A 25907-nucleotide genomic window follows, 5' to 3' on the forward strand; every position below is an offset into this window, starting at 1 on the left:
ATGCGGCCAACAACCCCATGGCACTATTTCGCAAGGTGGTCACCGAGCAGGAGGTTCTGGACTCTCCTGTCCTGTGGCCCGGTGTCATGACCCGGCTGATGGCTTGCCCACCCACCTGCGGCGCGGCTGCCGCCGTGCTGGTGTCAGAAGGGTTTGCCAAACGCCATGGCTTGCGCACCGATGTGTTCATTGCCGCACAAGCCATGACCACCGACCGCGTCAGCACCTTTGCGTCCAACGACATGATGCGCCTGGTGGGGTATGACATGACCCGTGACGCAGCGAATCAGGTGTATGAACACGCGGGCATTGGCCCGCAAGACCTGGACGTGGTGGAGTTGCATGACTGTTTCGCACAGAACGAACTTATCACCTATGAAGGCCTGGGCTTGTGCCCTGAGGGTGGTGCGGCCAAGTTCATTGCCGATGGTGACAACAGCTACGGTGGCAAGGTGGTCACCAACCCGTCAGGCGGCCTGCTGTCCAAAGGCCACCCGCTGGGAGCCACCGGACTGGCACAGTGCTATGAGCTGACACAGCAACTTCGTGGCAATGCCGGGCAACGCCAGGTGGTAGGTGCCCGCACCGCCTTGCAGCACAACCTGGGTTTGGGTGGTGCCTGCGTGGTGACCCTTTACCAATCCGCCTGATCGGGAGAACGCCATGCACTCACACCAGCCAACATCACGCTGGATGGACCCGGATCTGGAACTCTACCGCGACATGGTGCGCCGCTTTATCGCCGCTGAGGTTGATCCGCACCAGGCACGCTGGCGGCAACAGCAACATGTGGACCGCGACTTGTGGCGCAAAGCCGGTGCGCTGGGCTTTTTGTTGGCTGACATTCCCGACGAATATGGCGGGGCAGGTGGCAACTATGCCCATATGGCGATTCTGTTTGAAGAACTTGCCTTTGTCGGTGACCGCGCGTTTGGCGTGCATGTGCATGCCATCGTGGCGCATTACCTGCTCAACCAGGGCACCGAGGCTCAACGCGCCCGCTACTTGCCGCTGCTGGCCAGTGGTGAGATGGTGGCCGCCATCGCCATGACCGAGCCTGGCACGGGCTCGGACCTGCAAAGTGTGCGCACCCGGGCCGAGCGTGAGGGCGACGGTTACCTGATCAACGGTTCCAAAATTTTCATCTCCAACGGCTACCTGGCTGACTTGGTGGTGGTGGTCGCCAAGACCGACCCTGCGGCAGGTGCCAAGGGCTGCTCGCTGTTTTTGGTGGAAACCCAGGCGCAGCCGGGTTATCGAGTGGGGCGCATCCTTGAAAAAATGGGCCAAAAGGGCCAGGATACCTGTGAGCTGTTTTTTGACAATGTACGGGTAGGGACCAATGCGCTCTTGGGCGGTGTCGAAGGCCTCGGGTTTGCCCACCTGATGAGCGAGTTGCCTTATGAGCGCACGATGCTGGCCATTTCGGCCATGGGAGCCATTGAACGCGCCCTGCGCCTGACGGTGGACTACACACGGCAGCGTCATGCGTTTGGCAAACCGCTGATCGAGATGCAAAACACCCGTTTCAAACTCGCCGAGGTCAAAACTCAGGCGGTTGTGGCGCGTGCTTTTGTGGATGACTGTATTGTCCGCATGGTGCAGGGCAATATGGATGCCACCACCGCCTCCATTGCCAAATTGTGGCTCAGTGAAACCGAGGGCCGTGTCATTGACGAATGTCTGCAACTGTTTGGCGGGTATGGTTACATGCTGGAGTACCCGATCGCACAGATGTATGTTGATACCCGGGTACAGCGCATTTATGGCGGCACCAGCGAGATCATGAAAGAAATCATCGCGCGGTCGCTTTGATTGGACTCGCTGCACAAGAGCAGTCCAGTCGACGGAAACTGCGCTGAACCAAGAGTGTCAGCTTATTGATTTCCATCCACCAGTTTGCACGACTCCTTCCGCAAACTGTGGCTGACCGTTAAAACTGAGTTTTATATATATTTTCGGCCTGTGGCGCTTGCTAAATAAGCACCAGTCGCTATGAAAATATGATAACCATCACGGACAGCGTGCCGTCGGATTTGATGTCGGCCATACCAGGCATCGCCAATGCTTCGGCAATCCGCCGCTGCCTTTTGACGTGCTGATAATCCTCGAAGCGAATCAGCATATGGGCCGGTCTGCCTCGGTCTGTGATGAACACTGGCCAGTTAATGGCGGCCCGCTTTGCCTCGCTCGCCCTTGGTTGGAGCCTCAAACCGGTATTCGCGCTCAATGTGTGCCACCTGCACCACATAGGATTCGTACCAGCGCGTTCTGCCCAGTTGTTGCGCCAGGGCATGCTCGGCGTGGTTTCTCCAGGCCCGAACGCTATGCTCATCGGGCCAGTAAGACAGGGCCACTTCATCGACGCCCTCAGACACGGCCTGAAACTCCAGGCAGCCAAACTGACCCAGGGCAAGTTCGCGCATCCGCGCCGCAACGGCGGCATATTCAGGGTCCAGCTGACGAACTTTGGCACGGAAGATGACGACGACCATTCAAACTCCTTGTGTTGAACGGGCGATGGTATGCGCGACAGTACACCTTTGGCCGAGCCTATGGGGTTTATGCTACAGACCTCATGCAACGCCTCACCCACGCCCCCAATCTGGCTCTGGCCACCTTGTGGACTGACGTGCTTAGGGCGCAGGGCATTGACGCCAGCGTGCAGCGGCAGTACCTGGGCAGTGTGGCGGGTGAGTTGCCGCCGGACCAGTGTCTGCCTGAGGTCTGGGTGCGTGATGCCGCGCAGCACACCCGGGCCCTGCAGTTGTTGGCTGATTGGCGCAACCCGCCGCAGCAGCGCTGGTGGTGTGGCTGCGGCGAGCTGGTTGAAGGGGGTTTTGAACAATGCTGGAACTGTGGTGCTCTGATGCCCGCAAATGGATCTGTCGGGGTAGGACAATAGCAACATGACACTGACCGAACTGAAATACATCGTGGCCGTGGCACGTGAGCGGCATTTTGGCAAAGCCGCCGAGGCGTGCTATGTCTCGCAACCCACCTTGTCTGTGGCGATCAAGAAGCTCGAAGAAGAGCTCGACGTCAAGCTGTTTGAGCGCAGCGCCAACGAAGTGACGGTGACGCATCTGGGCGAGGAGATTGTGCGCCAGGCGCAAAGCGTGCTGGAGCAGGCCGCGGCGATCAAGGAGATTGCCAAGCGTGGCAAAAACCCGCTGGCCGGACCGCTCACGCTGGGGGTGATCTACACCATCGGTCCGTATTTACTGCCCGACCTGGTGCGCCAGATGATTCAGCGCACCCCCGAGATGCCGCTGATGCTGCAGGAGAACTTTACCGTCAAGTTGCTCGATATGCTGCGCACCGGGGAGATCGATTGCGCCATTCTGGCAGAGCCGTTTCCTGATGCCGGGCTGGCGGTGGCGCCTTTGTACGACGAGCCGTTCATGGCAGCCGTGCCGACCAGTCACCCGCTGGCCGCGCAGCCCAGCGTGACGAGCGAGCAACTCAAGTCAGAGACCATGCTGTTGCTGGGCAGTGGCCACTGTTTTCGCGACCATGTGCTCGAGGTGTGCCCGGAGTTTGCCCGTTTTTCAGCCAATGCCGAGGGCATTCGCAAGAGCTTTGAGGGCTCGTCGCTGGAGACCATCAAGCACATGGTGGCTGCGGGCATGGGTGTGACGCTGGTGCCGCGCCTGAGTGTGCCCAAAGAGGCGATGGCGCCCAAACCTCGTCGTAAGCGCGATGAAGACCCCTATGTGAAATACCTGCCTTTCGCCGGTGACCCGCCGGTGCGTCGGGTGGTGCTGGCATGGCGGCGCAGTTTCACCCGCTACGAAGCAATTGCCGCGCTGCGCAACGCCATTTACGCCTGCGAGTTGCCCGGCGTTCAGCGTTTGTCATAAAGCGTTGGCGGGACCCAAGGCAAAACTTTTTGGACAGGAGTTGTTGATCATGTTGCAGTGTCAGGCCGCTGTTTTGCAGGATGTGCCCACCATCGGGCGCTATGTGTTTTTTTCAATTGCCAACCCCGACCCGGCGGCGCTGCGGGCGGGGCTGGGCCGTCTGGCTGGGCTGGTCGATGGCGCGCAGGTGCTGGTGGGGTTGGGGCCGCCCTTGGTGCAATTGCTGGGGGTGCAGGTGCCGGGGCTGCGCAGCTTTGCCGCCTTGAGCGGGCCAGGTGTGGCCGTGCCAGCCACTCCGGCTGCGCTGTGCTGCTGGCTGCGCGGACAGGAGACGGGTGAATTGCTGCATCTGACACGCCGGGTGGCGCAGTGCCTGGCCCCGGCGCTGCAGCAAGATCAGGTGGTGGATGCGTTTCGCTATGGACGTGGCCCCAACGGCCACGGGCGTGACCTCACGGGCTACGAAGACGGTACCGAAAACCCGCAAGACGAGGCCGCTGTGCAGGCCGCGCTGCTGCAGGGCGCCGGGCCGGGGCTGGACGGCAGCAGTTTTATGGCGGTGCAGCAGTGGCTGCATGACCTGGACGCCTTTGCTGCGATGAGCCCGGCGCAGCAGGACCACACCTTTGGGCGCGCGCGTATCAGCAATGAAGAGCTTGAAGACGCCCCCGAATCAGCGCACGTCAAACGCACCGCACAAGAAGACTTCACGCCCCCGGCGTTTGTGCTGCGCCGCTCCATGCCCTGGACCTGTGGTGCGCAGGCCGGTTTGATGTTCGTCGCGTTCGGGCACTCGTTTGACGCGTTTGATGCGCTGATGCGGCGTATGGCGGGGCTCGATGACGGCGTGGTGGACGGCCTGTTCTCGATTTCCCGGCCGCTGACCGGGGCCAACTTCTGGTGTCCGCCGATGCACCAGGGGCGGCTTGATTTGCGCCATTTGGGACTGTGATTGCTGTGGCCCAAAGGGAAGTCAAGGCAGCCTGGTGGCAGCGCAAACTGGCGCTGTACCTGGACCTGATCCGCTGGAATCGGCCTGCCGGCTGGTTGCTGCTGCTGTGGCCTACGCTGGGCGCGCTGTGGGTGGCAGCAGGCGGGTTTCCGGGTTGGCATTTGTTGGCGGTGTTTGTGTTGGGCACCATTTTGATGCGCAGCGCCGGTTGTTGCATCAACGATGTGGCCGACCGCGACTTTGACCGACACGTCAAGCGCACGGCGCAGCGCCCGGTCACGTCGGGCGCGGTCAGCAACCGCGAGGCATTGGCCGTGGGTGCTGTGCTGGCGTTGCTGGCGTTTGCATTGGTGCTGACCACCAACGCCATCACCATTGGCATGTCGTTTGCGGCGCTGGCCATCACGCTGGCCTACCCTTACGCCAAGCGTTTTGTGGCCATGCCGCAGGCGGTGCTGGGGCTGGCGTTCGGCATGGGCATGCCCATGGCGTTTGCCGCGGTGCTGGGCGAGGTGCCGGCGCAGGGCTGGGTCCTGATGCTGGGCAACCTGTTTTGGGTGCTGGCCTATGACACCGAGTACGCCATGGTGGATCGTGACGACGACCTGAAGATTGGCATGAAAACCTCGGCCATCACCTTGGGCCGTTGGGATGTGCCGGTGGTCATGCTGTGTTATCTGCTTTTTATAAGTTTTTGGACGCTAGCGCTTATTCCATTTGCGCTTGCAGCTTTTTTTTATATAGCTAATGGATTGGCGCTGGCGCAGGCCGCGTGGCACTACGGGTTGATCAGGTCACGCAGCCGCGAGGGTTGTTTCAAGGCGTTCCGGCTCAATCACTGGCTGGGTTTTACCGTGTTTGCCGGTATTGCGCTGGGCTTTGCCTTGAAATAGGGGGCCTCAGGCGGCACCAAATTCGTCGCCCAGGGTCTTGGCCCGCTCACGCGCGGCATAGATGGCGTCGATAAAGATGGCGCGCATGTCGTTGTTTTCCATCTCGGTGATGGCCGCAAAGGTGGTGCCACCTTTGGAGGTGACGCGCTGGCGCAGCACCTGCGGGGGCTCATCGGCCGTGCGGGCCAGTTCGCTGGCACCGACAAAAGTGGCCACAGCCAATTGGTGCGATTGCGCGCGGCTCAGGCCCATTTCGGTGCCGGCGGTGGTCATGGCTTCCATGAAATAAAACACATACGCCGGACCGGAGCCCGACAGCGCAGTCACCGCGTCCAGCTGTTCTTCGACATCGAGCCAGATGAATTGGCCGGTGGTCGCCATGACGTCTTCAACGCGCTGGCGGTCGGCATCGGTCACGGCGCTTCGGGCAAACAGGCCGGCAATCCCCTTGCCGACCAGCGCCGGTGTATTGGGCATGGCGCGCACAATGCGCTCGCTGCCCAGCCAGGTGGCCATGCTGTCACTGCGGATGCCGGCGGCCACACTCAGGTGCAGGGCCCGGGCGGCGAAGGGTTGTGCAGCGAGCGCCGCGTCCTTAAAGGTCTGTGGCTTGACGGCCCAGACGATCAGCCCGGCCTCCCCCAAAAAAGGGCCGACCTGAGGCTGCGCCTGAATGCCAAAACTGCCCAACAGATTGCTGCGCGCGTCTTCGGAGGGTTCAACCACGTCAATTTGCGGCCCGCTGTACCCCTGCTGGATCAGGCCGCCGATGATGGCGCTGGCCATGTTGCCGCCGCCAATAAATGCTATGCGCTCGCTCATGAGGGGTGGGCAGTGCTCAGACTGCTGCTGGGTGATGAAAAGGCGTTGAGTCTAATCAATCAAGCTGACAGCCCGGCGCCTGACCATCGTGCGGCGTGCTAGAGGACCGTCTGGCGCACCGCGTGCTCCCAGCGCGCCATCAAAGCCGCGGCATGATCCTGTGGCATTGATGGCTCAAAGCGCCGCTCAACCTGCCATTGGGCGGTGATCTCATCGGTGCCGGTGAACACGCCGGTGGCCAGGCCCGCAAGGTAGGCCGCGCCCAGCGCCGTGGTTTCGACAACTTTCGGGCGCAGCACGGGAATGCCCAGCAGATCGGCCTGAAACTGCATCAGCAGGTTATTCACGCAGGCCCCGCCATCCACGCGCATTTCGGCAACGCCAGCGCTACCACCGGCCACGGCATCTCGACTCATGGCCTGGAGCAACGCAGCGCTCTGAAATGCAATACTTTCAAGAGCAGCCCGGGCAATGTGGGCGTGCGTTGTGCCGCGCGTGATGCCGGTTATGGTGCCGCGCGCCTCGGGATTCCAATAGGGAGCGCCCAGGCCGGTAAAGGCTGGCACCATCATCACACCACCGGCATCGGGCACACTTTCAGCCAGTGCCTGGACTTCAGAACTGTTGCTGATGGCGCGCAGGCCATCGCGCAACCAGTGCACCACCGCGCCACCGACAAACACACTGCCTTCAATGGCGAATTCGGGCTGCGGCGTGGTCTGCGCTGCGCTGGTGGTGATCAGGCCGCTGGTGGAGGTCTGAAACTTGCCCCCCGTGTGCATCAGCATGAAGCAGCCGGTGCCGTAGGTGTTTTTCACCATGCCGGCCTTGAAGCAGGCCTGACCAAACAGGGCGCTTTGCTGGTCGCCGGCGACACCGCCAATCGTCACTGCATGGCCGAGCAGGTCGGCGGCCACTTCGCCGTAAACCGCGCTCGACGGCATCACCCGAGGCAACAGGCTTGCTGGGATGTCGAGTGCCGCCAGCAGCGTTGGGTCCCACTGGTTGGTGTGGACATTGAAGAGCATGGTGCGCGAGGCGTTGCTGACATCGGTGGCGTGCACCGCGCCATGGGTGAGTTGCCAGATCAGCCAGCTGTCCACCGTGCCAAAAGCCAGTTCGCCTTTGTGGGCTTGCTGTCGCGCACCGGGCACATGGTCCAGAATCCACTTGAGCTTGGTGCCGGAGAAATAGGCATCAACCAGCAAACCGGTGCTGGACTGAATTGTTGGCGCCAGTCCGCGTTCACGCAGATCGAGGCAGGCGGGTTCCGCCCGGCGGTCCTGCCAGACGATGGCGTTATGAATCGGTGCGCCGGTGCGGCGGTTCCAGACCACCGTGGTTTCGCGTTGGTTGGTGATGCCCACGGCGCGAATGTCGCGGGCCGTGAGCCCGGCTTTGGTGAGCGCCTCGCGTGCGGTCGAGAGTTGACCGCGCCAAATGGCCATCGGGTCATGTTCGACCCAGCCCGGTTGCGGGTAGATTTGTGGCAGCTCCTGCTGGGCAAGGGCAACGATGCGGCCGTCCGCATCAAAAACGATGCTGCGCGAACTGGAGGTGCCCTGGTCAAGGGCGAGTAAGTAGCTCATGAAATCACCTTGGTCTCAAATGCAAAACTTGGGTTATGGATGATGCGAATACCGCTTACGCCAGCGACACATCGCAACGCACTTTGGCCTCGCTAAGCAAGGCTGGAAAGGGATCTGGTGGCGGTGCATCGGTGAAAAGCCGGTCGATCTGCGACAGTTTGCCCACCTCCACCATGGCAGGGCGGTTAAATTTGCTGGCGTCGGCGGCCAGCCAGACCTCACGAGCATGGGTCAGGATGGCTTGGGACACCTTGACTTCCCGGTAGTCGTAGTCCCGCAACGAGCCGTCGGACTCAATTGCCGAGATCCCGATGATGGCAATGTCCACCTGAAATTGCCGGATGAAGTCAACTGCGGCTTCACCCACGATGCCCTGGTCACGCCCGCGCACCACGCCACCGACAACGATCACTTCGCAGCTGGGGTTGGTGCTCAAGGTGGTTGCAACATTCAGATTGTTGGTGACAACCCGCAGCCCGCAGTGGTGCAGCAGCGCGGCCGCAACGCACTCGGTGGTGGTGCCAATGTTCAGTATCAGCGAGCAGTCGTTGGGAACATTTGCGGCAACGGCGCGCGCAATGCGGAGTTTCCCCGCCTTGTTCAGGTTTTCGCGTTGCTGGCGACCAATGTTCTCGATGGTGGAACTGGGCACGCGCACGCCACCGTGAAAGCGCGCCAACAAACCCTTGTCGGCCAGGCGCTGGACATCGCGGCGCACGGTTTGCAGCGTGACACCCAGTTTGTCTGCCAACTGTTCAACAGTGACAGAGCCCTGGTTTTGCACAAAGGTCAATAGCGTCAATTGCCTGGGGTTCATAGCTCATTGTTAACCCAAATTTATGAGTGTTTTTACTTTAAAACGAATGAATAAGAAAAAGAATAGGGTAACTACCGATGAGAAAAGAAAAAAAAGGAGCAATAATTTACAAAGTTATTGATGGAAAAGGCAGCGGGATGCAGTTGACTCTTGAGGGTGTGAGCAAAACGGTTGGCGCGCAAACCTGGTTGTACGACATGAGCATTGCACCACGAAGCAGCGCGGTCACCGTATTGCTCGGGGCCACGCAGGCGGGCAAGACCAGCCTCATGCGCATCATGGCGGGTTTGGACGTTCCTTCAAAGGGTCAGGTGCTGGTGGATGGCCGGAGTGTCGTGGGTATGCCGGTGCGCCAGCGCGATGTGGCCATGGTTTATCAGCAGTTCATCAACTATCCGTCGTTGAAGGTGTGGGACAACATTGCGTCACCCCTCAAGCTGCGCCGGGAGAAGAACATCGATCAGCGGGTGCGCGAACTGGCGGCCAAATTGCATATCGAGACGTTTCTGGACCGCTATCCGGCAGAGCTCTCAGGAGGTCAGCAGCAGCGCGTTGCTTTGGCGCGCGCATTGGCCAAAGGCGCACCGCTGATGTTGCTTGATGAGCCGCTGGTGAATTTGGACTACAAATTGCGCGAAGAACTGCGCGATGAACTGACCGAACTGTTTGCTGCTGGCAGTTCCACCGTGATCTATGCGACCACCGAGCCGGGAGAGGCTTTGCTGCTGGGGGGATACACGGCGGTGCTCGACGCTGGAGAGCTGTTGCAGTACGGGCCGACGGCAGAGGTGTTTCATAAGCCCAGGTCGTTGCGGGTGGCGCGGGCGTTCAGTGATCCGCCCATGAATCTGATGACGGCCAGTGGCGGTGCAGTCGGTGGAATTCAGCTCGATGGTGGACCACTGCTGCCACTGGAACTGGTCAATACGCGTTCGCGGACATTCACCGTCGGTATGCGCGCCAGTGCCTTGCGGGTGCAGTCTCAGGCTTGTGACGTTTCGTTGGCCGGACGGGTTGAACTGGTCGAAATTTCTGGCTCAGACACCTTTTTGCATGTGGCGACATCGGTCGGCGATCTGGTGGCGCAACTGACGGGGGTGCACTATTTTGAACTGGCTGCGCAGGTGGTGCTGTATTTGAACCCGGCGCAGGTGTATGTGTTTGACGATCAGGGCTTGTTGTTGCAGTCTCCAGCGCCAAAGGGAGGGTGCTGACATGGCACGCATTGAACTTGATCTGGCCCACGCCTACAAGCCCAACCCCCGGCAAGACAGCGACTACGCCCTGTTACCTTTACAAATGACGTTTGAAGACGGCGGTGCCTATGCTTTGCTGGGGCCATCGGGTTGTGGCAAGACCACCTTGCTCAATATCATGTCGGGTTTGCTGGCGCCGTCGCAAGGCCGTGTCCGCTTTGACGGCGTCGACGTCACGCGATCTTCACCGCAGGCGCGCAATATTGCGCAGGTGTTTCAGTTTCCGGTGATTTACGACACCATGACGGTCGCAGAGAACCTGGCGTTTCCACTGCGTAACCGGCAAGTTCCCAAGGAGGTCATTCACAAGCGTGTGGGCGAGATCGCCGAGGTGCTGGAGATGAGTGCCCAGCTGAATCAACGCGCCGCCAACCTGGCCGCCGACGAAAAACAGAAAATCTCGCTTGGTCGTGGCCTGGTGCGACCAGATGTTTCGGCGGTGTTGTTTGATGAGCCGCTGACGGTCATTGATCCGCACTTGAAGTGGCAGCTGCGTCGCAAGATCAAGCAAATCCACCATGAACTCAAGCTGACGATGATTTACGTCACGCACGATCAGGTTGAGGCACTCACATTTGCAGAGCAAGTGGTGGTGATGACCCGTGGGCGAGCGGTGCAGGTAGGCACGGCCGCGCAATTGTTTGAGCGGCCGAGCCACACCTTTGTCGGGCACTTTATTGGCTCCCCAGGGATGAATTTTTTACTGGGTCAAGTGGAGCAGCAGGCGCTGCATCTGGCTGATGTAGTGTTGCCTTTGCCGGCAGGGTTGGCGTTGCCGTCGGGCAGCATCAAGCTTGGTGTGCGTCCCGAGTATGTGGTGCCGGTGGCACCGCACGCACCGGGCGCCCTGCCGATGACGGTGGTTCAGGTGCAGGATGTGGGAACCCATCTGATGCTCAGCGCCAATTATTGCGGCCAAACGATCAAGGCGCGGCTGGCCTCGCACTTGGGGCATTGGACCAGTGGTGACGCGGTGTGGCTGCAGGTTTTGGGTGAACAGACCTGTTTCTACAAAAATGAGGAGATCGTGGCATGAGTGTGACCACCAAACCCGTCAATCAGAAAGCCTGGTTTTTGATTCTGCCGGTGCTGCTGTGTGTGGCTTTTTCGGCGATCTTGCCTTTGATGACGGTGGTGAACTATTCAGTTCAGGACATCATCTCGCCAGAGAGACGCGTGTTTGTCGGGACCGAGTGGTTTGCGGCCATCATGCGCGACGAAGAGTTGCATGGTGCCCTGTTGCGGCAACTGACGTATTCTTTCTCGGTGCTGTTGGTTGAATTGCCTTTGGGTATTTTGCTGGCACTGTCGATGCCCGCCCAGGGGTGGAAGGCGTCTGCAGTGCTGGTGATTGTGTCGCTTTCGCTGCTGATTCCCTGGAATGTGGTGGGCACCATCTGGCAGATTTTCGGACGCGCCGACATTGGCTTGATGGGGGCGGGCTTGCAAGGCTTGGGCATTGACTACAGCTATACCGGAAATGCCGCTCACGCCTGGGCGACTGTGTTGCTGATGGATGTGTGGCACTGGACGCCGTTGGTCGCTTTGCTGGGCTATGCCGGGCTGCGCTCCATTCCGGACGCCTATTACCAGGCCGCGAGCATTGATGGTGCCAGCAAGTTTGCTGTGTTCTGGTATGTGCAGTTGCCCAAAATGCGTGGGGTGCTGATGATCGCCGTGTTGTTGCGGTTCATGGACAGCTTCATGATTTACACCGAACCCTTTGTGTTGACCGGCGGTGGGCCAGGAAACTCGACCACCTTCCTGTCGCAGTTTCTGACACAAAAGGCAGTCGGCCAGTTTGATCTGGGGCCAGCGGCGGCGTTTTCCCTGATCTACTTCCTGATCATCTTGCTGTTGTGTTTCATTCTGTACAACTGGATGCAGCGCGTAGGCACGCAGGCTAAGGAGGGCGGCCATGAATAGCACGGGTTTTCAGAAGCGAAGCATTTTCTTGCTGGTTTACATAGTGTTTGCGCTGCTTCCGGTGTATTGGATGGTCAATATGTCGTTCAAGACGAACGATGAGATCCTGGCCAGTTTTTCCTTGTTGCCGCAGCACTTTACCTGGGCCAATTACCGCACCATCCTGACCGACGCCTCGTGGTATTCGGGCTATATCAATAGCCTGATTTATGTGGGCATCAACACGGTGATTTCGATCACGGTGGCCTTGCCAGCTGCCTACGCCTTTTCCCGCTATAGTTTTTTGGGTGACAAGCATGTGTTTTTCTGGCTGCTGACCAATCGCATGACACCGCCGGCAGTGTTTTTGCTGCCGTTCTTTCAGCTCTATACCACGGTGGGGTTGATGGACACACATCTTGCCGTGGCTCTGGCGCACCTCTTGTTCAATGTGCCGCTGGCGGTCTGGATTCTGGAGGGCTTCATGAGCGGCATTCCGCGCGAGATTGACGAAACAGCCTATATCGACGGCTATTCCTTTCCGAAGTTTTTTGTCACGATATTTATTCCACTGATCAAAGCGGGTGTTGGAGTGGCTGCTTTCTTTTGCTTCATGTTCAGTTGGGTCGAGCTGTTACTGGCGCGCACTTTGACCAGCGTCAATGCCAAACCCATTGTGGCGACCATGACACGCACGGTTTCAGCTTCTGGCATGGACTGGGCCACCTTGGCTGCTGCCGGCGTATTGACGATCGTCCCGGGCGCAATCGTGATCTGGTTTGTCCGCAATTACATCGCCAAGGGATTCGCGATGGGCCGCGTCTGAGGCCTTGCCAAACGTCGCGCGAATTCAACCAAATGGGGGTCTCGAATGTTTGAATGGATGGCTTGGACAACGCCCGTGGCGGTTTTTTTTCTCTGCATCGGGCTGATGCTGGGCGTTATGACGGTCTGGGAAATGAAGTCGCCCACCAGCATGCGGCGCGGGTTTTTGCCGATCGAGACCACGCGAGGTGACCGGTTGTTCATCGGACTGCTCTCGGCCGCCTACGTCAACCTGATTTTTGTCGGTATCAGCGGGAAACTGGTCGTCTGGATGGAACTTGAGTCAGAGCCGTCGATTTGGATCAGTTTTGTGTTGTCGATGGCTTTGTTGGTGCTGATCATGCGTAAAGGCTAGTGTGTTCAAGGATCGGCTTTTTGTTCCCCGGAGCCGAATTTTCCTTTGAAACCGGGGGCTCAATGACTAAAGGAGATTCAACATGAAGTTGCGGTACACCGCATTGTCGGCCGCTATTGCCTGCGCGCTGACCAGTCACGGCTGGGCAGATGAGGCATCGGCCAAGAAGTGGATTGATAGCGAATTTCAGCCCTCAACCCTTTCCAAAGACCAGCAAGCAGCGGAAATGAAGTGGTTCATCGACGCCGCCAAGAAACTGCAGGCCAAAGGTGTGAAGGAAATTTCAGTTGTTTCTGAGACGATCACCACGCACGAGTATGAATCGAAGACGCTTGCCAAGGCTTTTGCTGAAATCACGGGCATTGTCGTGAAGCATGACCTGATTCAGGAAGGTGACGTGGTTGAAAAGCTGCAGACTTCGATGCAGTCAGGCAAGTCAATTTACGACGGTTGGATCACCGATTCGGATCTGATTGGTACCCACTATCGGTATGGGAAGATTCTGAACTTGACCGATTACATGAGCGGCAGCGGCAAGGAATGGACCAATCCGGGGCTTGATCTGAAGGACTTCATCGGCACCAGCTTTACCACCGCGCCAGACAAAAAGATGTACCAGCTGCCTGACCAGCAGTTTGCCAATCTGTACTGGTTCCGTGCCGACTTGTTTGCGCGCCAGGATCTGAAAGACAAGTTCAAGGCCAAATACGGCTACGACCTGGGCGTGCCACTCAATTGGAGCGCCTACGAGGACATCGCCGCATTTTTCAGTGAAGACGTGAAAACCATCGATGGCAAGCCAATTTATGGGCACATGGATTACGGCAAGAAAGACCCGTCACTCGGCTGGCGCTTCACGGATGCGTGGTTGTCAATGGCGGGTACGGCGGATATTGGCATTCCCAACGGCAAACCGGTGGACGAATGGGGTATTCGGGCATCGGCAGATGGTTGTAACCCGCAGGGAGCGTCGACCGCACGCGGGGGCGCAACCAATTCACCCGCAGCCGTCTATGCGCTAACCAAGTACATCGACTGGATGAAGAAGTACTCACCCAAGGAAGCCATTGGCATGACTTTTGGTGAGGCCGGACCGGTGCCCGCGCAGGGGCAGATTGCTCAGCAGATTTTCTGGTACACCGCGTTCACGGCGGACATGATCAAACCGGGCTTGCCGGTGGTCAATGCCGACGGAACTCCGAAGTGGCGTATGGCACCCGGCCCCAATGGCCCCTACTGGAAACAGGGCATGCAGAATGGCTACCAGGACGTTGGTTCATGGACCTTCTTCAAGAATCACGATGCCAACAAGGTGGCTGCCGCCTGGCTTTATGCGCAGTTCGTGACGGCGAAGTCGACCTCGTTGAAGAAGACCATTGTGGGCTTGACCCCGATTCGTGAGTCAGACATTCAGTCCAAAGCGATGACCGACATGGCACCCAAGCTCGGCGGACTGGTTGAGTTTTATCGCAGTCCGGCGCGAGTCGCCTGGACCCCAACTGGTACCAATGTGCCTGATTATCCAAAGCTGGCGCAGCTATGGTGGAAGAATGTGGCGGTTGCCGTCACTGGCGAAAAAACACCACAGGCAGCGATGGACAATCTGGCCAACGAGATGGATGACGTGATGGCTCGGCTGGAGCGTTCCGGCATGGCCGTGTGCGCGCCCAAGCTCAATGCCAAGGGCGATCCGGGCAAATGGCTCAGTGACAAGGGTGCGCCATGGAAGAAATTGGCAAACGAGAAGCCAAAGGGAGAGACGATTGCCTACGACACACTGCTGAGTGCATGGAAGAATGGCAAAGTTCGCTGATTGACGGCTTGATTTTTTTGCCCGTCTGACGGTGGCCGTGTCGGCAGATTTGTCGCACGGCCATTGGTCTTTCATGCGTGGCTGCTTGTGGACCGAAGAAACTGCAATTGGGAAAGCGGGGCTTTACTTATGACTATAGAGTGTGTCATACCAACGATGACCCGGCGCGCCGACTTGATGTCAAGCCTGGCCGAACCACGTCGATACGACATGATCGTGGTCGGCGGTGGTGCGACAGGCCTGGGCGTGGCACTGGACGCCGCCGTGCGGGGGCTGAGCGTGGTATTGATCGATTCGCATGATTTTGCCCATGGGACTTCCTCACGTTCTACCAAACTGGTACATGGCGGGGTGCGCTATTTGGCCCAAGGCAATATTGCGCTGGTGCAGGAGGCGTTGCGTGAGCGCGCCATTGTGTTGAAGAACGCGCCTTATGTGGCGCAGCCGCTGGCCTTTGTCATGCCGACCTATCACTGGTGGGATGCGCCATTTTTCGGCGCCGGCCTGAAGATGTATGACCTGCTCGCCGGGCGTGCTGGTTTGGGTCGAACCGAAATGCTGGGTCGTGGTGAAACCCTTGAATACCTGCCGACCCTTCGCGCCAAAGGCTTGTCCGGTGGGGTTAAGTATTGGGATGGTCAGTTCAACGATGCCCGCCTGGCGCTGGCGCTGGCGCGAACCGCAGCCGCGCGTGGTGCCCTTTTGGTGAACTACTGCCAGGCCACTGGCTTGCAATATTCGCAAGGAAAAGTGGCGGGCGTACTGTGCGAAGATACCTTGACAGGTGCGCAGCATACGCTTTCCAGCGCGTGTGTGGTTAATGCCACCGGGGTGTGGGTGGACGAATTGCGCCAGAAAGACGGGCTGGCAGTCCCTGAGCCCGACGGGGAAGCGACGGAGCCGCTGGTGGCGCCTAGCCAGGGGGTTCATATGGTGGTGGACCGTGAGTTTCTTGGCTCCGAGACCGCGCTGATTGTGCCCAAGACCGCTGATGGCCGAGTGCTCTTCGCTGTGCCGTGGTTGGGGAAAGTCATTTTGGGCACAACGGACACGCCACGTCAGGATCTGAGCCGTGAGCCCCTGCCTTTCGATCATGAAATTGACTTTATATTGAAAGAGGCAGCCCGCTACTTGCGTCTGGCGCCAAAGCGCAGCGATGTCAGGAGCGTATGGGTTGGGTTGCGCCCTTTGGTCAAGCCGCCACAGCATGCCGGTCACAAAACCAAATCGATCAGCCGCGAGCACACCATTCTCACCAGTCAAAGCGGGTTGGTGACGGTGACCGGCGGCAAATGGACAACCTACCGCGCCATGGCGGAGGATGTGATCGAAAAGTGCGAACAAAGTGGGTTGATCGGCCGCACTCGTAAAGGGTTGACGGAGTCGCTGCCCTTGGTGGGCGTCGGCAACACCGCAATGCCGACCTGGTCGCTGGCGCTCGCACCCGGGTGGCACTCCTATGGTGCAGAGCAGGACTTTGTCAAAACGTTGCCAGGGGCAGGAGAAGAGATTTGCGCTGGATTGACCGTGGCGATGGTGCGCTTTGCCGCAAGATACGAGTATGCGCTGACGGTAGAAGATGTGCTGGCCCGTCGCTCGCGCTGCCTGTTTCTGGATGCCCGACTGGCCAGCGCTGTCGCGCATCGGGTGGGCGACATCCTGATGCAGGAAACCAACACTGACCCCAAAACAGAGGCGTTCCTGACGCTTGCGAACCAATATGTTTTGTAGTTTGATGAAATCCTTTGACCAGTCTGTGTTTTCAGTGCATAATGCAGCGCTTCGCTTGAAAAAAGCGTTGAATGTGATTTAGCGAACTATGTCCGCCCAAAGCTTTCAGTGTGAGTGGTTCATGCTGAGGGTGACGGGCCCAAGACTGACCGGAATATAAGTGCTGCCTCAGGGTTGGCCTTTGTTTTTGGTGCAAGTTGGGAATTAAACAAATGATCCAAACCGAATCTCGACTAGAAGTCGCCGATAACACTGGCGCAAAGTCCGTTCTGTGCATCAAGGTGCTCGGCGGATCCAAGCGTCGCTACGCCAGCGTTGGCGACATTATCAAAGTAAGTATCAAAGAGGCTGCGCCACGTGGTCGCGTCAAAAAAGGCGATGTGTACAGCGCTGTAGTCGTGCGTACGGCCAAGGGCATTCGTCGCAATGATGGTTCGCTGGTTAAGTTTGATGGCAATGCCGCAGTGTTGCTGAATGCCAAGTTGGAGCCGATCGGCACACGTATTTTTGGACCGGTGACGCGTGAGTTGCGCACTGAAAAGTTCATGAAGATCGTGTCCTTGGCGCCTGAAGTTTTGTAAGGACATCTCATGAACAAAATTCGCAAAGGCGATGATGTCATCGTGCTCGCAGGGCGTGACAAAGGTAAGCGTGGCAAGGTAAGCCTGCGTAAAGATGACTCCCATCTGGTGGTCGAGGGTGTCAATCTGGTCAAAAAACATGCCAAGCCAAATCCCATGAAGGGTGAGGCGGGTGGCATTGTTGAAAAAACCATGCCGATACACCAGTCCAATGTGGCAATTTTCAATGCGGCCACGGGCAAGGCGGACCGGGTGGGTGTCAAAGTGTTGGCTGATGGCAAGCGCGTTCGCGTCTACAAGTCCAGCGGCGAAGAAATCAAGGTGGCATGAACATGGCTCGTTTGCAAGAACTCTACCGCGACAAACTCGCGCCCGAACTGATCGCCAAGTTTGGCTACAAGTCACCGATGCAGGTGCCGCGTATGACCAAGATCACACTCAATATGGGTGTGAGTGAGGCGGTTGCTGACAAGAAGGTGATGGATCATGCGGTTGCGGATCTGACCAAGATTGCAGGGCAAAAACCCGTGGTCACAATGTCCAAGAAGGCGATTGCGGGCTTCAAGATCCGTGAAAATCAGGCCATTGGTTGCATGGTGACGCTGCGTGGCGCGCAAATGTACGAATTCTTGGACCGCTTTGTCACTGTGGCTCTGCCGCGTGTGCGAGATTTCCGGGGGATATCCGGGCGCGCTTTTGATGGCCGCGGCAATTACAACATTGGCGTCAAAGAGCAAATCATTTTCCCTGAGATTGAATACGACAAGGTGGATGCCTTGCGTGGTCTCAATATCAGTATCACGACCACGGCCAAGACCGACGACGAGTGCAAAGCGCTTCTGGCCGGCTTCCGTTTTCCCTTCAAGAACTGAGGTGATCTGTGGCTAAGATGGCTTTGATCGAACGCGAACTCAAACGCGACAAACTGGTTGCCAAGTACGCAAAAAAACATGCGGAACTGAAGGCGATCTCTAAGGATGCCAAGCGCACCGAGGACGAGCGCGCTGCCGCTCGTCTGGGCTTGCAAATGTTGCCTCGCAACGCCAACCCGACGCGTCAGCGCAACCGCTGCGAAATCACGGGGCGCCCCCGTGGAACTTTTGCGCACTTCGGCTTGGCACGCGCCAAGATTCGTGAAATGGCCTTTGCCGGTGAGATTCCAGGCATTGTCAAGGCTAGCTGGTAAGCGGCAGGAGACAAGATATGAGTATGAGTGATCCCATTGCCGACCTCCTGACCCGCATTCGCAATGCGCAGATGGTTGCCAAAGCGTCGGTGCGTGTCCCGTCTTCCAAGGTGAAGGTGGCGATCGTCCAAGTATTGAAGGACGAAGGTTATATCGATGATTTCAAGGTCAACGCCGTCAATGGTGTTTCGGAGCTTGAGATAGCCCTTAAATACTATGCAGGTCGCCCGGTCATTGAGCGTATCGAGCGAGTCAGTCGCCCTGGTCTGCGGGTGTACCGTGGTAGCGGTGCCATTCCGCAGGTTCAAAACGGGCTGGGCGTGGCTATCGTGACCACACCCAAAGGTGTGATGACCGACCGCAAAGCGCGCGCCACAGGTGTTGGCGGTGAAGTGCTTTGTTACGTCGCTTAAAGCGTGACATTCAGGAGAACTACAAATGTCCCGTATTGGTAAATTACCCGTTGTTATCCCTGCCGGTGTCGAAGTTTCGGTGGGTGAGCAGAATTTGAGCATCAAAGGCGCTGGTGGCCTGTTGCTGGTGCCACAAAGCAGTTTGGTTGCGGTGTCGAGTGACGCTGGCAAACTGAGTTTTGTTGCCACCAATGACACCCGTGCCGCTGATGCCATGACTGGCACCATGCGTCAGTTGGTCAATAACATGGTGATTGGTGTCACCAAGGGTTTCGAGAAGAAGCTGAACTTGATCGGTGTTGGCTACAAAGCGCAAGCCCAAGGCAACAAACTGAATCTCGCGGTTGGCTATTCGCACCCGGTCAACAAAGATATGCCAGAAGGCATCACGGTGACAACTCCAACGCCGACTGAAATTGTGATCAAGGGTGCCGATCGGCAGCGTGTTGGTCAGGTGGCTGCTGAGATCCGTGCGATTCGTCCTCCTGAGCCGTACAAAGGCAAGGGTATTCGCTACTCGGACGAAAAAGTGGTTATCAAAGAAACCAAGAAGAAATAAGGGGCTGCAGCATGTTGAACAAAAAAGAACAGCGTCTTCGTCGGGCTCGCCAGACTCGCATTCGCATCGCCAATCAGGGTGTCGCCCGGTTGACGGTGAATCGTACCAATCTGCACATCTATGCCAGCGTTATTTCCGGAGACGGTGCGCGTGTTCTGGCAACGGCTTCCACAGCAGAGGCAGAGGTTCGTGCAGCGCTGGGTGGTTCTGGCAAAGGTGGCAATGTCGCCGCGGCTCAGGTGATTGGCAAGCGGGTTGCTGAGAAGGCCAAGGCTGTCGGCGTTGAAAAAGTGGCGTTTGATCGCGCTGGCTTTGCGTACCATGGCCGCGTCAAGGCGCTGGCAGATTCGGCACGTGAAGCTGGCTTGCAGTTCTAAGCAGATCGGAAACTAAAGATGGCTAAAGTACAAGCAAAAATGCAAGGTAAGGCAGAGGGTCCTGAGGACGGTCTGCGCGAAAAGATGATTGCGATCAACCGTGTAACCAAGGTGGTTAAGGGTGGACGTATTCTCGGTTTTGCTGCCTTGACCGTGGTTGGCGACGGTGACGGTACCGTTGGCATGGGTAAGGGCAAGTCCAAAGAGGTTCCGGCTGCCGTGCAAAAAGCGATGGAAGAAGCCCGTCGCAACATGTCCAAGGTCGCGCTCAAGAATGGTTCGATTCATCACCGGGTCATGGGCCATCATGGTGCCGCCTCTGTGATGATGGCACCCGCCCCCAAAGGTACCGGCATTATTGCCGGAGGCCCCATGCGCGCGGTATTCGAAGTCATCGGGATCACCGATATCGTTGCCAAGAGCCATGGTTCCAGCAATCCGTACAACATGGTGCGTGCGACGTTGGATGCCCTGTCCCGCGCCACTACCCCTTCAGTCGTTGCCGCTAAACGTGGCAAGACGGTTGAAGAGCTGTTTGCCTGATTGGAGCGTTCAAGATGACAACAGAAAAGAAAGTAACGGTAAAGCTGGTGCGCAGTCCGATCGGGTGCGCCGAGTCACATCGTGCGACGGTGCGTGGTCTGGGTTTGCGCAAGTTGAACAGTACCAGCGAACTCGCCGACACACCTGAGGTGCGCGGCATGATTAACAAGATCAGTTATCTGGTCAAGGTGCTCTGAGAGGCTGACAATGGAACTTAACGGTATTAAACCCGCTGATGGTGCCAAGCACTACAAACGGCGCGTGGGTCGCGGCATTGGCTCGGGTCTTGGTAAGACCGCCGGGCGTGGTCACAAGGGTCAAAAGTCGCGCGCAGGTGGCTATCATAAAGTCGGCTTTGAAGGTGGTCAGATGCCGATGCAGCGCCGCTTGCCAAAGCGTGGCTTCAAGTCGGCTTTGCTCAAGTTCAACGCTGAGATCAGCTTGCAGGCACTGGACGCTTTGGGTCTGGTTGAGGTTGACATTCTGGTGCTCAAGCAGGCAGGTCTGGTGGGTGAATTGGCCAAGGTCGTCAAGGTAATCAAGACGGGCGACATTTCCAAGGCGGTCAAGTTGACAGGCATTGGTGCCACTGCTGGCGCCAAGGCTGCCATTGAGGCGGCTGGTGGGTCACTGGCTTAATTGATACGAGAGACTGTCACAAGTGGTAACCAGCTCAGCAGCCGCTGCTAAAACAGGTAAGTACGGAGATCTCCAGCGCCGACTGGTTTTTCTGCTGCTGGCACTTGTGGTCTATCGGATTGGTGCGCACATTCCGGTTCCTGGCATTGATCCGGTTCAGTTGCAGCAATTCTTCAAGGGACAGCAGGGCGGTATTCTGGGCATGTTCAACATGTTTTCAGGTGGAGCCTTGTCGCGGTTCACGATCTTTGCATTGGGGATCATGCCCTATATTTCTGCATCGATCATCATGCAGCTGATGGGGTATGTGTTGCCTGCTTTCGAGCAGCTCAAAAAAGAAGGTGAAGCGGGCCGACGCAAGATTACTCAGTACACCCGCTATGGCACGCTTGGGTTGGCTTTGTTCCAGTCATTGGGCATTGCTGTCGCGCTGGAAAGCTCGGCTGGATTGGTGATCGCGCCTGGTTTTGGTTTTCGTATGACTGCGGTGGTCACCTTGACCGCAGGAACCATGTTTTTGATGTGGTTGGGTGAGCAGATCACCGAGCGGGGGCTCGGCAATGGTATTTCTATTCTTATTTTTGGTGGTATTGCGGCTGGTTTGCCCAACGCCATTGGAGGCTTGCTTGAGTTGGTCAGAACCGGAGCAATGAGCATCATTGTTTCGCTGTTCATCATTGTTCTGGTTGGACTGGTGACTTATTTTGTGGTGTTTGTGGAACGTGGTCAGCGCAAGATTCTGGTTAACTATGCGCGGCGGCAGGTCGGTAACAAGGTCTATGGTGGGCAATCTTCTCACTTGCCCCTCAAGCTCAATATGGCGGGTGTGATTCCTCCCATTTTTGCGTCGTCCATCATTTTGTTGCCGGCGACCGTGGTGGGGTGGTTCAGTGCTGGTGATTCCATGCGCTGGCTCAAGGACATTGCGGGTTCATTGACGCCTGGGCAACCTATTTATGTGATGTTGTACGCGGCCGCCATCATATTTTTCTGTTTCTTCTACACGGCATTGGTATTCAATAGTCGTGAGACGGCAGAAAACTTGAAAAAGAGTGGAGCATTTGTGCCGGGCATTCGTCCTGGTGACAATACAGCCAAGTACATTGATAAGATTTTGTTGCGCCTTACCTTCGTTGGTGCCATATATATCACCTTGGTTTGTTTGTTGCCGGAATTCTTGATTCTGAAGTACAACGTTCCGTTTTATTTTGGCGGTACATCTTTGCTGATTATTGTTGTGGTAACGATGGACTTTATGGCCCAGGTGCAAAACTATCTGATGTCGCAGCAATATGAGTCTTTGCTAAAGAAGGCTAATTTCAAGTCTTCTTGAGAAGGTTACTTATGGCAAAAGATGACGTTATACAAATGCAAGGCGAGATTGTTGAAAATCTTCCCAATGCAACCTTCAGGGTCAAACTGGAAAATGGGCATATCGTGCTGGGGCATATTTCAGGCAAGATGCGTATGCACTACATCCGGATTCTGCCAGGTGACAAGGTGACCGTTGAACTGACGCCGTATGACTTGAGTCGGGCACGGATTGTCTTTAGAGCGAAATAGTTAGTCTTTCAATGATTTGTTTAGGAGAGTGAAATGAAAGTTTCGGCTTCGGTTAAAAAAATATGCCGTAACTGCAAGATTATTCGGCGTCACGGCATTGTTCGGGTTATCTGTACGGATCCCCGTCACAAGCAGCGCCAGGGTTAATTGCAAAAGTTATAGAGGACCAAAATGGCACGTATCGCTGGTATTAACATTCCGCCGCAAAAGCATTCCGAAATCGGCTTGACTGCCATTTTCGGCGTCGGTCGCAGTCGGGCCCGCAAGATCTGTGAGGCTTGCGGCATTGACTATTCCAAAAAAATCAAGGATCTGACCGATCATGAGCTTGAGAAAGTTCGTGATGAAGTAGCCAAGTTCACCATCGAAGGCGATTTGCGGCGCGAGACCACCATGAACATCAAGCGGTTGATGGACATCGGGTGTTATAGAGGTTTCCGTCATCGTCGTGGCTTGCCGTTGCGTGGTCAGCGCACGCGTACCAATGCACGCACACGCAAGGGTCCCCGTAAAGCGGCTGCTTCGCTGAAGAAATAAGTTATTTGAAGGATTACCATGGCAAAAGCACCAGCTAACAACGCCGCTCAGCGTGTACGCAAGAAAGTTCGCAAGAACGTAGCGGACGGCATTGCGCACGTTCATGCGTCGTTTAACAACACGATCATCACCATCACGGACCGTCAGGGCAATTCTTTGTCCTGGGCGTCGTCAGGTGGACAAGGATTCAAGGGCTCGCGCAAGTCAACCCCCTTTGCAGCTCAGGTTGCATCAGAGGTGGCGGGGCGTGCCGCGATTGAACAAGGGATCAAGAACCTTGACGTTGAGATCAAGGGTCCCGGACCTGGTCGCGAGTCTTCGGTGCGTGCGTTGGCTGCCCTGGGCATTCGTATCAACATGATTGCTGACGTTACGCCGGTGCCGCACAACGGATGTCGGCCGCAAAAGCGCCGTCGTATTTAGTATTTTCAACCAAGCCCACCGCCACAGCTTCAATGACTGTGGCTCCCGCATGTTTGCGGTAGATGATTAAAAGGAAACTCAAGTGGCACGTTATCTCGGCCCCAAGGCCAAACTTTCCCGCCGTGAAGGTACAGACCTTTTCCTCAAGAGCGCACGTCGTTCCATTGGGGATAAGGCCAAGTTCGACTCGAAACCCGGTCAACACGGTCGCACCTCGGGTGCCCGTACATCCGACTTCGGCCTTCAACTGCGCGAAAAGCAGAAAGTCAAGCGCATGTATGGTGTGATGGAAAAACAGTTCCGTCGCTACTTTCAGGAAGCTGATCGCCGTAAAGGCAATACCGGTTCCAATTTGTTGGCATTGCTGGAGACCCGTTTGGACAACGTGGTTTACCGGATGGGTTTTGGTTCGACCCGTGCTGAGGCGCGGCAACTGGTTTCGCACAAGGCGATGCTGGTGAACGGCAAGCCTGTCAATATCCCTTCTTTCATGGTGAAAGTGGGTGATGTGATCGCAGTGCGTGAGAAGTCCGCCAAGCAGAACCGTGTGCTTGAAGCTTTGCAACTGGCTCAGCAAGTGGGTATGCCTGCTTGGGTTGACGTGAATGCCGACAAGGCTGAGGGTGTTTTCAAAGCAGTTCCTGATCGTGATCAGTTTGCGGCGGATGTGAACGAATCGCTGATTGTTGAGTTGTACTCTCGTTAATCTGAAGTTGTCACTGGTTTGCAGCAAAAGCCCGGACTGGCTTTTGCTCTTTTAGTCAGCCTTACCGACGTAACGAATCGGGGGTATTGAGAGGATTTTCCATGCAAAGTAATTTGTTAAAACCAAAGACGATTCAGGTTGAGCAACTGTCGACTAATCGTGCCAAAGTTGTGCTTGAGCCCTTTGAACGGGGTTACGGTCATACCTTGGGCAATGCATTGCGGCGCGTATTGTTGTCTTCGATGCCGGGTTATGCACCCACCGAAGTCACCATCGCGGGCGTTTTGCATGAGTATTCATCGATTGATGGTGTTCACGAGGATGTGGTCAACATTCTTTTGAACCTCAAGGGTGTCGTTTTTAAACTGCATAACCGTGATGAAGTGACGCTGAGTCTGCGCAAAGACACCGAAGGCGTGGTGTCAGCCGGTGATATTCAGACCCCTCACGATGTGGAGATCATCAACCCGTCGCATGTGATCGCCAATCTCGCAGCGGGTGGCAAGATTGACATGCAGATCAAGGTAGAAAAAGGTCGCGGTTACGTGCCAGGGACCATGCGCCGTCACGGTGATGAGCCCTCGAAATCCATTGGCCGTATTGTGCTGGATGCCTCCTTTTCGCCTGTCCGTCGTGTCAGTTATACGGTCGAGAGTGCACGGGTGGAGCAGCGTACCGATCTTGATAAACTCATTGTCGACATTGAGACCAATGGCGCGCTGTCTGCGGAAGATGCAGTTCGCGCGTCGGCAAAGATCCTGGTGGAACAACTGGCGGTGTTTGCACAGTTGGAGGGTGGTGAGATTGACACCATCGTGTCATCCTCGTCTCGCGGTGGTGCGCAGTTTGACCCGGTCTTGCTGCGCCCGGTGGATGAGCTTGAGTTGACCGTGCGCTCGGCCAACTGCCTGAAAGCTGAAAATATCTATTACATCGGCGACTTGATCCAGCGCACCGAGAACGAATTGCTCAAGACACCCAATTTGGGTCGTAAATCTCTCAATGAGATCAAGGAAGTGTTGACCTCACGCGGCCTGACCCTCGGAATGAAATTGGAAAGCTGGCCTCCAGCGGCCCTTGAAAAGCGCTGAGATTTAGCGCATCGGACAGTACCTGATACGGCTGCCTGCTTAATATACAAAGGAAATCACTATGCGTCACGGACACGGATTACGGAAACTTAACAGAACCTCTTCTCATCGTTTGGCAATGCTGCGCAACATGATGAATTCACTGATTGCACACGAGGCGATCAAGACCACTGTTCCGAAAGCCAAGGAACTGCGCCGTGTGATTGAGCCGATGATCACGCTTGCCAAAGTTGCCACCGTGGCCAATCGTCGACTGGCGTTTGACCGTTTGCGCGATCGTGACAGTGTTGTGAAGTTGTTCGACGTATTGGGTCCTCGGTTCAAGGCGCGGCCAGGTGGTTACACGCGCATTTTGAAGATGGGCTTTAGGGTTGGCGACAATGCACCAATGGCCCTGGTTGAATTGGTCGATCGCGGCGTGGAAGATGCGACAGAATCGTCCGCTCCAGCCGTTGCGTCGACCTGAGT

The 25907-nt window shown here is 56.8% G+C and carries 35 protein-coding genes and 1 pseudogene; 31 read left to right on the forward strand and 5 right to left on the reverse strand.

Annotated features, from left to right (window positions below):
• Together KBF66_RS03615 and KBF66_RS03620 are read left to right on the forward strand one after the other, a co-directional pair.
• Positions 1–650 (forward strand): annotated as a pseudogene (locus KBF66_RS03615) (lipid-transfer protein); the annotation flags it as partial.
• Between the two features lie 13 nt (positions 651–663).
• Positions 664–1815, forward strand: a complete 1152-nt coding sequence (locus KBF66_RS03620) for an acyl-CoA dehydrogenase family protein (protein WP_296652362.1) — start codon at positions 664–666, stop codon at positions 1813–1815.
• Positions 1816–1993: 178 nt separating this feature from the next.
• Here the strand turns inward: KBF66_RS03620 and KBF66_RS03625 are convergent, their stop codons facing one another.
• Together KBF66_RS03625 and KBF66_RS03630 are read right to left on the reverse strand one after the other, a co-directional pair.
• A complete protein-coding gene (locus KBF66_RS03625) occupies positions 1994–2251 on the reverse strand; it encodes a type II toxin-antitoxin system Phd/YefM family antitoxin (protein WP_296652586.1) in 258 nt (85 codons plus the stop codon).
• A complete protein-coding gene (locus tag KBF66_RS03630; protein ID WP_296652595.1) occupies positions 2166–2495 on the reverse strand; it encodes an antibiotic biosynthesis monooxygenase in 330 nt (109 codons plus the stop codon). The genes KBF66_RS03625 and KBF66_RS03630 overlap by 86 nt, the downstream gene beginning before the upstream one ends.
• A gap of 83 nt (positions 2496–2578) precedes the next feature.
• Between KBF66_RS03630 and KBF66_RS03635 the strand changes: the two genes are divergently transcribed.
• The 4 genes from KBF66_RS03635 to ubiA are packed head-to-tail and all read left to right on the forward strand — an operon-like array spanning position 2579 to position 5708.
• Entirely contained in the window at positions 2579–2905 is a 327-nt protein-coding gene (locus KBF66_RS03635; RefSeq protein ID WP_296652364.1) for a DUF2007 domain-containing protein, read from the forward strand.
• 4 nt (positions 2906–2909) lie between these two features.
• Positions 2910–3863: a LysR substrate-binding domain-containing protein gene (locus KBF66_RS03640; RefSeq protein ID WP_296652368.1), complete on the forward strand. Its 954-nt coding sequence runs from the start codon at positions 2910–2912 to the stop codon at positions 3861–3863.
• Between the two features lie 49 nt (positions 3864–3912).
• Complete coding sequence (locus KBF66_RS03645; RefSeq protein WP_296652370.1) at positions 3913–4815, forward strand: Dyp-type peroxidase; 903 nt, start codon at positions 3913–3915, stop codon at positions 4813–4815.
• A 5-nt stretch (positions 4816–4820) separates the two neighbouring features.
• A complete protein-coding gene (gene ubiA, locus KBF66_RS03650; protein ID WP_296652372.1) occupies positions 4821–5708 on the forward strand; it encodes a 4-hydroxybenzoate octaprenyltransferase in 888 nt (295 codons plus the stop codon).
• Positions 5709–5714: 6 nt separating this feature from the next.
• Here ubiA and proC read toward each other — a convergent pair whose 3' ends face one another.
• The 3 genes from proC to KBF66_RS03665 all read right to left on the reverse strand — a co-directional run bounded on the left by proC (position 5715) and on the right by KBF66_RS03665 (position 8936).
• Positions 5715–6530: a pyrroline-5-carboxylate reductase gene (proC, locus tag KBF66_RS03655; protein ID WP_296652374.1), complete on the reverse strand. Its 816-nt coding sequence runs from the start codon at positions 6528–6530 to the stop codon at positions 5715–5717.
• Between the two features lie 98 nt (positions 6531–6628).
• The gene (glpK, locus tag KBF66_RS03660) at positions 6629–8119 is read right to left on the reverse strand and encodes a glycerol kinase GlpK (RefSeq protein ID WP_296652377.1); all 1491 of its coding nucleotides are present in this window, start codon (positions 8117–8119) and stop codon (positions 6629–6631) included.
• A gap of 55 nt (positions 8120–8174) precedes the next feature.
• Complete coding sequence (locus KBF66_RS03665; RefSeq protein WP_296652379.1) at positions 8175–8936, reverse strand: DeoR/GlpR family DNA-binding transcription regulator; 762 nt, start codon at positions 8934–8936, stop codon at positions 8175–8177.
• Between the two features lie 137 nt (positions 8937–9073).
• Between KBF66_RS03665 and KBF66_RS03670 the strand changes: the two genes are divergently transcribed.
• From KBF66_RS03670 to rplQ, 25 genes are all read left to right on the forward strand, one after another.
• Complete coding sequence (locus tag KBF66_RS03670) at positions 9074–10150, forward strand: ABC transporter ATP-binding protein (RefSeq protein ID WP_296652382.1); 1077 nt, start codon at positions 9074–9076, stop codon at positions 10148–10150.
• 1 nt (position 10151) lies between these two features.
• Complete coding sequence (locus KBF66_RS03675; RefSeq protein ID WP_296652385.1) at positions 10152–11228, forward strand: ABC transporter ATP-binding protein; 1077 nt, start codon at positions 10152–10154, stop codon at positions 11226–11228.
• The gene (locus KBF66_RS03680) at positions 11225–12118 is read left to right on the forward strand and encodes a sugar ABC transporter permease (protein WP_296652387.1); all 894 of its coding nucleotides are present in this window, start codon (positions 11225–11227) and stop codon (positions 12116–12118) included. Before KBF66_RS03675 ends, KBF66_RS03680 begins: the two co-directional genes overlap by 4 nt.
• On the forward strand, positions 12111–12923 hold the full coding sequence (locus tag KBF66_RS03685; protein ID WP_296652391.1) for a carbohydrate ABC transporter permease: 813 nt from the start codon (positions 12111–12113) through the stop codon (positions 12921–12923). The genes KBF66_RS03680 and KBF66_RS03685 overlap by 8 nt, the downstream gene beginning before the upstream one ends.
• A 45-nt stretch (positions 12924–12968) precedes the next feature.
• Positions 12969–13277, forward strand: coding sequence for a DUF2160 domain-containing protein (locus KBF66_RS03690; RefSeq protein ID WP_296652393.1), 309 nt, complete (start codon positions 12969–12971; stop codon positions 13275–13277).
• Between the two features lie 82 nt (positions 13278–13359).
• Positions 13360–15090, forward strand: coding sequence for an ABC transporter substrate-binding protein (locus tag KBF66_RS03695; protein ID WP_296652395.1), 1731 nt, complete (start codon positions 13360–13362; stop codon positions 15088–15090).
• Between the two features lie 177 nt (positions 15091–15267).
• Positions 15268–16821: a glycerol-3-phosphate dehydrogenase/oxidase gene (locus tag KBF66_RS03700; RefSeq protein ID WP_296652398.1), complete on the forward strand. Its 1554-nt coding sequence runs from the start codon at positions 15268–15270 to the stop codon at positions 16819–16821.
• A 212-nt stretch (positions 16822–17033) separates the two neighbouring features.
• The gene (rplN, locus tag KBF66_RS03705; RefSeq protein ID WP_296652403.1) at positions 17034–17402 is read left to right on the forward strand and encodes a 50S ribosomal protein L14; all 369 of its coding nucleotides are present in this window, start codon (positions 17034–17036) and stop codon (positions 17400–17402) included.
• A 9-nt stretch (positions 17403–17411) separates the two neighbouring features.
• Positions 17412–17732: a 50S ribosomal protein L24 gene (rplX, locus tag KBF66_RS03710; RefSeq protein ID WP_296652406.1), complete on the forward strand. Its 321-nt coding sequence runs from the start codon at positions 17412–17414 to the stop codon at positions 17730–17732.
• Between the two features lie 2 nt (positions 17733–17734).
• Complete coding sequence (gene rplE, locus KBF66_RS03715) at positions 17735–18274, forward strand: 50S ribosomal protein L5 (RefSeq protein WP_296652409.1); 540 nt, start codon at positions 17735–17737, stop codon at positions 18272–18274.
• An 8-nt stretch (positions 18275–18282) separates the two neighbouring features.
• Positions 18283–18588, forward strand: a complete 306-nt coding sequence (gene rpsN, locus KBF66_RS03720) for a 30S ribosomal protein S14 (RefSeq protein ID WP_296652412.1) — start codon at positions 18283–18285, stop codon at positions 18586–18588.
• 17 nt (positions 18589–18605) lie between these two features.
• The gene (rpsH, locus tag KBF66_RS03725) at positions 18606–19001 is read left to right on the forward strand and encodes a 30S ribosomal protein S8 (protein WP_296652415.1); all 396 of its coding nucleotides are present in this window, start codon (positions 18606–18608) and stop codon (positions 18999–19001) included.
• 25 nt (positions 19002–19026) lie between these two features.
• A complete protein-coding gene (rplF, locus tag KBF66_RS03730) occupies positions 19027–19560 on the forward strand; it encodes a 50S ribosomal protein L6 (protein ID WP_296652417.1) in 534 nt (177 codons plus the stop codon).
• 11 nt (positions 19561–19571) lie between these two features.
• Positions 19572–19937, forward strand: coding sequence for a 50S ribosomal protein L18 (rplR, locus tag KBF66_RS03735; protein ID WP_296652422.1), 366 nt, complete (start codon positions 19572–19574; stop codon positions 19935–19937).
• An 18-nt stretch (positions 19938–19955) separates the two neighbouring features.
• Positions 19956–20480 (forward strand): 30S ribosomal protein S5, encoded by a 525-nt coding sequence (gene rpsE, locus KBF66_RS03740; protein ID WP_296652425.1) that lies wholly within the window; start codon positions 19956–19958, stop codon positions 20478–20480.
• Between the two features lie 14 nt (positions 20481–20494).
• Positions 20495–20677 (forward strand): 50S ribosomal protein L30, encoded by a 183-nt coding sequence (gene rpmD / locus KBF66_RS03745; RefSeq protein ID WP_296652428.1) that lies wholly within the window; start codon positions 20495–20497, stop codon positions 20675–20677.
• A gap of 10 nt (positions 20678–20687) precedes the next feature.
• Complete coding sequence (rplO, locus tag KBF66_RS03750) at positions 20688–21119, forward strand: 50S ribosomal protein L15 (RefSeq protein WP_296652431.1); 432 nt, start codon at positions 20688–20690, stop codon at positions 21117–21119.
• Positions 21120–21141: 22 nt separating this feature from the next.
• Complete coding sequence (gene secY, locus KBF66_RS03755) at positions 21142–22452, forward strand: preprotein translocase subunit SecY (protein ID WP_296652434.1); 1311 nt, start codon at positions 21142–21144, stop codon at positions 22450–22452.
• A gap of 11 nt (positions 22453–22463) precedes the next feature.
• Positions 22464–22682 (forward strand): translation initiation factor IF-1, encoded by a 219-nt coding sequence (gene infA, locus KBF66_RS03760; RefSeq protein WP_223907181.1) that lies wholly within the window; start codon positions 22464–22466, stop codon positions 22680–22682.
• A 33-nt stretch (positions 22683–22715) separates the two neighbouring features.
• Positions 22716–22829, forward strand: coding sequence for a 50S ribosomal protein L36 (gene rpmJ / locus KBF66_RS03765; protein ID WP_296652437.1), 114 nt, complete (start codon positions 22716–22718; stop codon positions 22827–22829).
• Between the two features lie 24 nt (positions 22830–22853).
• The gene (rpsM, locus tag KBF66_RS03770) at positions 22854–23219 is read left to right on the forward strand and encodes a 30S ribosomal protein S13 (RefSeq protein ID WP_296652439.1); all 366 of its coding nucleotides are present in this window, start codon (positions 22854–22856) and stop codon (positions 23217–23219) included.
• Between the two features lie 18 nt (positions 23220–23237).
• Positions 23238–23642 carry a 30S ribosomal protein S11 gene (gene rpsK, locus KBF66_RS03775; protein WP_227334136.1) on the forward strand — a complete coding sequence of 135 codons (405 nt, stop codon included), beginning with the start codon at positions 23238–23240 and terminating at the stop codon, positions 23640–23642.
• Between the two features lie 82 nt (positions 23643–23724).
• Positions 23725–24348 carry a 30S ribosomal protein S4 gene (gene rpsD, locus KBF66_RS03780; RefSeq protein WP_296652446.1) on the forward strand — a complete coding sequence of 208 codons (624 nt, stop codon included), beginning with the start codon at positions 23725–23727 and terminating at the stop codon, positions 24346–24348.
• A gap of 101 nt (positions 24349–24449) precedes the next feature.
• Positions 24450–25439, forward strand: coding sequence for a DNA-directed RNA polymerase subunit alpha (gene rpoA / locus KBF66_RS03785; protein WP_296652448.1), 990 nt, complete (start codon positions 24450–24452; stop codon positions 25437–25439).
• Positions 25440–25500: 61 nt separating this feature from the next.
• Complete coding sequence (gene rplQ, locus KBF66_RS03790) at positions 25501–25905, forward strand: 50S ribosomal protein L17 (RefSeq protein ID WP_296652451.1); 405 nt, start codon at positions 25501–25503, stop codon at positions 25903–25905.
• Positions 25906–25907 lie beyond the last annotated feature (2 nt).

The organism is Rhodoferax sp., assembly GCF_018063565.1.
In the GTDB taxonomy this organism is placed as follows: Bacteria; Pseudomonadota; Gammaproteobacteria; order Burkholderiales; family Burkholderiaceae_C; genus Rhodoferax.

Bases quoted from the DNA above. Each gene is read 5' to 3' on its own strand.
- KBF66_RS03690 (WP_296652393.1), top strand. From the start codon at position 12,969: ATGTTTGAATGGATGGCTTGGACAACGCCCGTGGCGGTTTTTTTTCTC.
- rplF (WP_296652417.1), top strand. From the start codon at position 19,027: ATGTCCCGTATTGGTAAATTACCCGTTGTTATCCCTGCCGGTGTCGAA.
- KBF66_RS03670 (WP_296652382.1), top strand. From the start codon at position 9,074: ATGCAGTTGACTCTTGAGGGTGTGAGCAAAACGGTTGGCGCGCAAACC.
- KBF66_RS03630 (WP_296652595.1), bottom strand. From the start codon at position 2,495: ATGGTCGTCGTCATCTTCCGTGCCAAAGTTCGTCAGCTGGACCCTGAA.
- KBF66_RS03640 (WP_296652368.1), top strand. From the start codon at position 2,910: ATGACACTGACCGAACTGAAATACATCGTGGCCGTGGCACGTGAGCGG.
- rpsK (WP_227334136.1), top strand. From the start codon at position 23,238: ATGGCAAAAGCACCAGCTAACAACGCCGCTCAGCGTGTACGCAAGAAA.
- glpK (WP_296652377.1), bottom strand. From the start codon at position 8,119: ATGAGCTACTTACTCGCCCTTGACCAGGGCACCTCCAGTTCGCGCAGC.
- KBF66_RS03625 (WP_296652586.1), bottom strand. From the start codon at position 2,251: ATGTGGTGCAGGTGGCACACATTGAGCGCGAATACCGGTTTGAGGCTC.
- rpsH (WP_296652415.1), top strand. From the start codon at position 18,606: ATGAGTATGAGTGATCCCATTGCCGACCTCCTGACCCGCATTCGCAAT.
- rplR (WP_296652422.1), top strand. From the start codon at position 19,572: ATGTTGAACAAAAAAGAACAGCGTCTTCGTCGGGCTCGCCAGACTCGC.
- KBF66_RS03635 (WP_296652364.1), top strand. From the start codon at position 2,579: ATGCAACGCCTCACCCACGCCCCCAATCTGGCTCTGGCCACCTTGTGG.
- rpmD (WP_296652428.1), top strand. From the start codon at position 20,495: ATGACAACAGAAAAGAAAGTAACGGTAAAGCTGGTGCGCAGTCCGATC.
- KBF66_RS03645 (WP_296652370.1), top strand. From the start codon at position 3,913: ATGTTGCAGTGTCAGGCCGCTGTTTTGCAGGATGTGCCCACCATCGGG.
- KBF66_RS03620 (WP_296652362.1), top strand. From the start codon at position 664: ATGCACTCACACCAGCCAACATCACGCTGGATGGACCCGGATCTGGAA.
- rpsM (WP_296652439.1), top strand. From the start codon at position 22,854: ATGGCACGTATCGCTGGTATTAACATTCCGCCGCAAAAGCATTCCGAA.
- proC (WP_296652374.1), bottom strand. From the start codon at position 6,530: ATGAGCGAGCGCATAGCATTTATTGGCGGCGGCAACATGGCCAGCGCC.
- KBF66_RS03680 (WP_296652387.1), top strand. From the start codon at position 11,225: ATGAGTGTGACCACCAAACCCGTCAATCAGAAAGCCTGGTTTTTGATT.
- KBF66_RS03665 (WP_296652379.1), bottom strand. From the start codon at position 8,936: ATGAACCCCAGGCAATTGACGCTATTGACCTTTGTGCAAAACCAGGGC.
- KBF66_RS03685 (WP_296652391.1), top strand. From the start codon at position 12,111: ATGAATAGCACGGGTTTTCAGAAGCGAAGCATTTTCTTGCTGGTTTAC.
- rplO (WP_296652431.1), top strand. From the start codon at position 20,688: ATGGAACTTAACGGTATTAAACCCGCTGATGGTGCCAAGCACTACAAA.
- infA (WP_223907181.1), top strand. From the start codon at position 22,464: ATGGCAAAAGATGACGTTATACAAATGCAAGGCGAGATTGTTGAAAAT.
- rplE (WP_296652409.1), top strand. From the start codon at position 17,735: ATGGCTCGTTTGCAAGAACTCTACCGCGACAAACTCGCGCCCGAACTG.
- KBF66_RS03695 (WP_296652395.1), top strand. From the start codon at position 13,360: ATGAAGTTGCGGTACACCGCATTGTCGGCCGCTATTGCCTGCGCGCTG.
- rplQ (WP_296652451.1), top strand. From the start codon at position 25,501: ATGCGTCACGGACACGGATTACGGAAACTTAACAGAACCTCTTCTCAT.
- KBF66_RS03675 (WP_296652385.1), top strand. From the start codon at position 10,152: ATGGCACGCATTGAACTTGATCTGGCCCACGCCTACAAGCCCAACCCC.
- rpmJ (WP_296652437.1), top strand. From the start codon at position 22,716: ATGAAAGTTTCGGCTTCGGTTAAAAAAATATGCCGTAACTGCAAGATT.
- rpoA (WP_296652448.1), top strand. From the start codon at position 24,450: ATGCAAAGTAATTTGTTAAAACCAAAGACGATTCAGGTTGAGCAACTG.
- KBF66_RS03700 (WP_296652398.1), top strand. From the start codon at position 15,268: ATGTCAAGCCTGGCCGAACCACGTCGATACGACATGATCGTGGTCGGC.
- rplN (WP_296652403.1), top strand. From the start codon at position 17,034: ATGATCCAAACCGAATCTCGACTAGAAGTCGCCGATAACACTGGCGCA.
- rplX (WP_296652406.1), top strand. From the start codon at position 17,412: ATGAACAAAATTCGCAAAGGCGATGATGTCATCGTGCTCGCAGGGCGT.
- rpsE (WP_296652425.1), top strand. From the start codon at position 19,956: ATGGCTAAAGTACAAGCAAAAATGCAAGGTAAGGCAGAGGGTCCTGAG.